This window comes from Pseudomonas sp. GD04158 (assembly GCF_029834875.1).
Taxonomy (GTDB): domain Bacteria; phylum Pseudomonadota; class Gammaproteobacteria; order Pseudomonadales; family Pseudomonadaceae; genus Aquipseudomonas; species Aquipseudomonas hydrolytica.
Genome location: NZ_JAODYT010000003.1, coordinates 145648 through 151647, shown reverse-complemented (window position 1 = coordinate 151647; position 6000 = coordinate 145648). Strand labels below are relative to the sequence as shown.

Here is a 6000-nt window from a genome sequence, read left to right as displayed (position 1 = left end):
CGCTGGCAGGCGCCGACGCTGACCAGGATGCTCAGGGCCAGCAGGGTGAGGGTGACGATCAGCCGCAGCTGTGGCCCGAGGGCGTCGCCAGCGAAGGTCTCGACGGCAATGCCGCCGCCGAGCAGGGCCAGCGCGGTACGGATCCAGGCCAGGAAGGTACGTTCATTGGCCAGGGTGAAGCGCGGGTCCGGCTCCTCGCCTCCCAGCAGGGACTGGGAGAGCGGCTTGCGTGGTGGATAGGGCTCGGGAGTGCTCATGAAATACCCTTGGTATGGGATCAGCGCAGCCCCTTGCTGCGCAGGGCGCCCGGTGAGTAGTCGGAGATGCTGGCGCGGTAGCTGAAGTCGAACGGCTGGCGCTGTTCGTTGAGCAGCCCCGAGGCCAGGTAACGGCCATTGTTGAGGTCGTAGGTCACCTCCATGGCGAGGGCCGACGCCTGGCCTGCCGGGTGGTAGAAGCTGTGTGCCTCGCCGACACGCCAGAGTTCGCCGCGGTTGTCGTAGTGGTCGGCGGCGAGAATCGCCCAGGTATCCTCGTCGATGAAGTAGTGGCGCTTGCTGTAGATATGACGCATGCCCGGCTTGAGCGTGGCGACCACTTCCCAGACCCGGTGCAGCTCGTAGCGGGTGGCCTCGGGATTGACGTGGCCGGGCAGGATCAGCTCCTTGTAGCTGCGTTCGGGCGAAGCCAGGCGATAGCTGTTGTAGGGCACGTAGAGCGTCTTCTTGCCGACCAGTTGCCAGTCGTAGCGATCAGGGGCGCCGTTGAACATGTCGCGACCATCGGCGGTACGCAGCCCGGCGGTGGTCGGCCCAGCGCTGTCGTAGGCCACGCTCGGCGCACGCCGCACGCGGCGCTGACCGGCGCTGTAGACCCAGGACAGACGCGGTTCGGCCACCTGGTCGAGGGTTTCGTGCACCAGCACCACCTCGCCGACCATGCGCGCAGGGGCGGTGAGCTTGTGGCTGTAGTAATAGAGGACGTTGCGTGCCTGCTCAGGCGTCTGGCCCTGCACCGCCTCACCGCGGGTGAAGTACTGCTGGGTGGTCATGATGGTGTAGGAACCATCCTTCTGCGGCGCCGCACTGTCGCTGATCAGGCTGAAGCTGGGGTTGCGGTTGCGCGTGATGTGGTTCCACAGCACTTCCAGACCGTTCTGCGGAATGGGGAAGGCCACCACGCCGGCGAAGCCCTGTACGCCGTTGCCGTTGTTGCTGAGCCTGGCGTTGACGGCATTGCCTGCAGCGGCCTGGGCCACGGCGTCGGATACCGCCACGCTGCGGTGGGTGGGGTAGACCGGCAGGCGGTAGCTGTCGGGAAAGCGCTTGAGCAGGGCGATCTGACCGGGGCTGAGCTGGTCCTGGTATTGCGTGTAGTTGCTCGCATCGATGGTCAGCAGCGGCTTTTCGTCCGCGAATGGATCGCTTGGTATGCCGTTGCTCTGCAAGGCCGGCTGAGTCTTGAGGCCGCCGTCCCAGGCGGGAATGCGGCCGTCGGCGCTGGCGGCGCGCTCGGCGCCGATGGGGGTCAGGGTGGTTTGCAGTTGCGCGGCCTGTTCGGTGCTCACGGCCGCCTGGGCCGAAGCGGTCAGCAGCAGGGAGCACAGTAGCGCGCCACCGCGCAGCAGGTTCTGGGTATTGTTCATGAGGGACTCCGCTTAGAAATTGACGCCCAGGCTGATCGAGACGAAGTCGCGATCGCCACGGGTGCCGTAGTCACCATCCATGTAGTTGGTGTACGCCAGGCTGGCGTTGTAGGTGTTGTTCAGCGTGGCATCGAGGCCGACGCTGATGGCCCTTGAGCCTTCGCTGAAAGCCGAGCCTTCGCCGGGACCGTTGCCGTCGACATCGTGCTGCCAGGACAGACTGGGACGCAGGTCGATGCCGGCGACGGCGTTGGCATAGCTCCAGGTGGCACGTACCCGGTAACCCCAGGAGAATGGCGTGAGGAAACCTTCGTCGTTGCAGTGCTCGGGTGTCTGCGAGATGGACGCGCAGGCGCCACTGGCGAGGATGCCGTTGCCGAAGGTGCCGTTGCGCCCGTAGCGCGGGCCGAACTTGCCTTCCAGATCGCCGACCCAGGTGCCGCCGAGTTCGCCGACCAGCACCAGTTGATCGGCACCCATCACCTGGCTGAAGGAGTGGGTGGCCGTGACCTGGGCCTGGGTCACCTCCTTGCGCCGGTAGCCATTGAACAGCGTGTTAGGTGCGTTGGGGCGGATGCCCTGTGCCACCAGCGGCGAGCGCGCCGGGGCATTGAGCAGCGACTGGATGATATCGGTGCCGTTGAGCTGGATCGGCATGTTCGGCCGGTAGCTGATCTCGCCCTGCAGCGCCGTCCCGGTGGACAGGTTGGTGGCGAAGGTAAGGCCGTACAGACGGATGTCTTCAGGGTACTGCACCACGTACTGAGAGGTGCCGAGGCGCAGGGCGCCGTTGAGTGTTGGGCCGAACACCGTGCTGTTGTAGTAGGGGCTGCTGATGGTGCCCATGTAGGGCAGGCGGCTGTGGTAGTTGGCGACGAAGGCACCGAACTCCGTATCCAGTTCGGCGGCGAACCAGCGCAGCGACAGGCCCCATTGCCCGCCGTTGCGTGCGTCCTGATCCTTGGCGCGCGGAATGCGGATGCCCTCGTCGGTGAGATTGACCTCGAAGGGGGCCAGCGCTGCAACTGCCGCAGGATTGCCGGTGAGCACCGCGCCGACGTCCAGACCGTCGCAGCCATCGGCCAGGAAGTCGCTGCTGGAAAAGAAGGTGCCGCAGTTGTCGAGCTGGGTCTGTTCCCAGTCCAGCTGGTAGAAGAAGTCGCCGGAAAGCGCTTCGCTGAGGTTCTGCGACAGATAGAACATGTTCACCGGTACCAGGCCTTCCTTGACCTCGGCACCCGGCCGGCGCAATGCCGACAGGTTGTAGGGGTTGACCGTGTTGAGGCCACCCTGGATGAAGGTGCTCTCGCCCCAGTTGACCACCTGCTTGCCCAGACGTGCGGAGCCGGGTTGATCGGCGAGGGCATAGTTGTAGTAGACGAAGGCGTCCAGCAGCTCTGCGCCGGCCGATTTCGCCGAGCGCTTGCGGTTGTTGTCGACCACGTCCTTGAAGGGCTGTTCGCGATCACGCAGCACATAGTCGTACCAGTAGCTGCCGCGCAGGAAGGCGCCGAAGTCGCCATGGCGCAGTTCCAGGTCGTGGGTGCCCTTGAACAGTCCGGAAAAGGCGTCGCCAGCGCCGAAGTTGCGTCGACCGTCGTCGCCGCTGGCGCTGCGCATCAGCTTGGGGGCCGGATTGGACGTGGCGATGCTGGTGCCGATCGACAGTGAGGAATCCAGCTGGCCTTCGAACTCGCCGAACTGGAAGTTCGCCGCCGTTGCCGAGCCGATCAGGCAACTCAGTGGCAATAAAAGATAGGGGGACTTATTTAAAGTCCGCACGTTTAATCTCATCACTCATTATCCTCTTTGTTGTCGAGTGAGAATTTAATGGCGAATGTGCTGATAAGTTGCGAGGCAATAAGCGCGGCATTTCTTAGTTCGGCAGGCATTCAATGATGCGCAAATACTCATGGACTTATGCGCCAACTTCGGATATTTGCACTCCCTGGGTTTCAGTGTTTCGGCGATACTAGGTGCGCCAGAAAAAGCCGACAAATAGTGTCTTCGGATAGTTGCCATAACGCTTCGGCATAGCCAGAGAGAACCGCATGACCCTCAAACAGCTTCGCTACCTCATCGCCATTGCCGAGGCCGGCAGTTTTTCCGCTGCCGCCCGCCGCGCCTATGTCGCCCAGCCCGCCCTGAGCCGGCAGATCAGCCTGCTGGAGAGCGAACTGGAGATGCAGCTGCTGGAGCGTCAGCATGACGGCGTGGCACTGACCGATGCCGGGCGAAGGCTGTATGAGGTGTCACGTTCGGTGGTGCAGAAGCTCGATTCGGTGAAGGACGAACTGGCCTCGACGCGCGGCAATCCCATCGGGCATGTGTCCATCTCGATTCCGGCGACGGTTTCGGCATTGCTGCTGCCGGAGATCATTCGCCGTGCCGAGGACAAGTTTCCTTCCATCAATCTGACCATCTGCGATGGGCTGACGCGCGAGGGTGGCCAGTCCATCGAGCTGGGCAAGGTGGATTTCGGTGTGCTGCCCAACGCCGAGGAGCTCGAGCACGTGATTGCCGAGCCGATCTTTACCGAGGATCTGTACTGGGTCGGGCCGGGTTCGAGCGCCGAGAGTGGTACGCCAATCAGCCTGGCTCAGGCGGCGAGCACCCGCCTGGTGATGGCGCCCAAGGCGCTGCACTTGCGCCGCCGCATCGAGCAGGCGGCGATGGAGGCGGGAGTGACGCTCAATGTGGTATTCGAACAGCAGTCCGCGCCGGGTATCGCCAGCCTGGTGCGGCATGGCCTGGCTGCGACCATCTGCAACTGGCCGCCGCTGGCGGAGCTGTTCGAATCCACGGCGGCGCGGCTGATCGTCGAGCCGCGCATCACCCGCACCGTCTCCATCGCCCATTCCGCGCACCGGCCGTTGTCGTTCGCGGCGTCCTGCATGCGTGATCTGGTGCGCGGGCTGCTGTTGGAAATGGTCAGCGACGGCCGCTGGCGCGGCAGCCTGATCGAGCGCAGCGCAGAGGCGGATCAGGCCCGTGAGCAGGCGGCGGACGCGACTTCCTGAGACCCCAGGCGCTCTCGCGAGCGCTGCGGATTCATGCTCACCAGACCGATCAGGCCGGCGACCACCAGCACACCGCCGCACACCAGAAAGCCCTGGGCATAGCCCAGCGGATGCGCGGCGCCGGCGCCCTGCACCAGCATGCCGGTGATTACCGGCGCTGACAGACCGGCCAGCGAGGCCACCGCATTGCCAATGGCGAGGATGCCGCCGCGCTGGCTGCTGGGGGTGAATTCGCCCAGCATCGCCGGGCCTACCGAGTACATCACCAGGGCCAGGCCGCCGCTCAGCGTCAGGCAGGCGATACGGGTGGCGACCGACAGCTCGGTAAGCATCAGCGAGGCCGACAGCAGGCCGCTGGCAATCAGGCACAGCGAAACGAACGCGCCGCGCGCCACGCGCGACGAGTAGCCGCTGCGCATCAGACGCTGTGACAGCCAGGCCATGAACAGACTGAGCGGGGTGGTCACCACCACGAACATGACGAAGATATGCCCGGTCTTCAGCGGGTCGATACCCAGGCCGATCTCCAGGTAGCTGGGCACCCAGGTCAGGGTGAGCGCCAGCGACCAGTTGGCGGCGAAGTGGCAGATGTAGTTGCCCAGCACGCTGCCGTCGCTGAGCAGTCGGCGATAGGGCAGGCGCTCCGTATCCGGCATCAGCTGGCCGGCGCGCAGGCTGTCGAGGCTGCCTTCACGACCGAAGCGCAGCCACAGCACGCACCACACCGCGCCGATGGCCGCCAGTACCGCGAAGTTGACCCGCCATCCGTAGTTCAGGCTGATCCAGGGAATCATCGCGCCGGCCACCAGCAGGCCCATGGCGCTGCCGGAGTGCAGCAGGGCCACCGGCAGGCTGCGGCGGTCGTTGGGGAACCACTTGTACAGCGCGTGTGTGGCCACCGGCGAGGCGGGACCTTCGCCGATGCCGAGCAGCACCCGGCAGGCGACGATCATCCACAGCGAGCTGGCGAACAGCATGGGCAACTGGATCAGCGACCAGAACAGGCCCATGCCCAGCAGCAGGGTACGGGTTGGCCGACGGTTGGCGAGAAAGCCGCCAATCACCGCCGAAATGGCGAAGAACCAGTGCAGGGCGCCGCCGATCAGGCCGAACTCGGTCGGGCTCAGGCCCAGTTCCTGGGTCATCGGCACGGCTACCAGGCCGATCACCACCTTGTCGAGGAAGTTGACCAGCATCATGAAGGCCAGCAGGAAGGCGATAGTCCAGGCTTTGCGAGGACTGAAGGCAGGGGCTTGCAGTGTCATGGGGAAATTCTCTGATCTTGTTCTTATGAAAAAAAGCCCGCCCCGCGTGGGGGGCGGGCCTGTCCTGCGC

Annotated in this window: 5 protein-coding genes; 1 reads left to right on the top strand and 4 read right to left on the bottom strand. The window is 64.7% G+C overall.

Features of this window, described 5'->3' with window-relative positions:
- The 3 genes from N7333_RS02525 to N7333_RS02515 all read right to left on the bottom strand — a co-directional run.
- Window positions 1–257 (bottom strand): DUF202 domain-containing protein (locus tag N7333_RS02525; RefSeq protein ID WP_279858382.1); only part of this gene is annotated, 257 nt, incomplete at its 3' end.
- A gap of 20 nt (window positions 258–277) precedes the next feature.
- Window positions 278–1645, bottom strand: a complete 1368-nt coding sequence (locus N7333_RS02520; protein WP_129482071.1) for a DUF1329 domain-containing protein — start codon at window positions 1643–1645, stop codon at window positions 278–280.
- 12 nt (window positions 1646–1657) lie between these two features.
- Entirely contained in the window at window positions 1658–3439 is a 1782-nt protein-coding gene (locus N7333_RS02515; protein ID WP_129482072.1) for a DUF1302 domain-containing protein, read from the bottom strand.
- Between the two features lie 257 nt (window positions 3440–3696).
- Here N7333_RS02515 and N7333_RS02510 point away from each other — a divergent pair, with 257 nt between their 5' ends.
- Entirely contained in the window at window positions 3697–4665 is a 969-nt protein-coding gene (locus N7333_RS02510; protein WP_003247003.1) for a LysR family transcriptional regulator, read from the top strand.
- On the opposite strand, the gene N7333_RS02505 is transcribed toward N7333_RS02510, so the two are convergent.
- Window positions 4629–5930 (bottom strand): MFS transporter, encoded by a 1302-nt coding sequence (locus N7333_RS02505; RefSeq protein WP_129482073.1) that lies wholly within the window; start codon window positions 5928–5930, stop codon window positions 4629–4631. The genes N7333_RS02510 and N7333_RS02505 overlap by 37 nt on opposite strands.
- Between the last annotated feature and the right edge of the window lie 70 nt (window positions 5931–6000).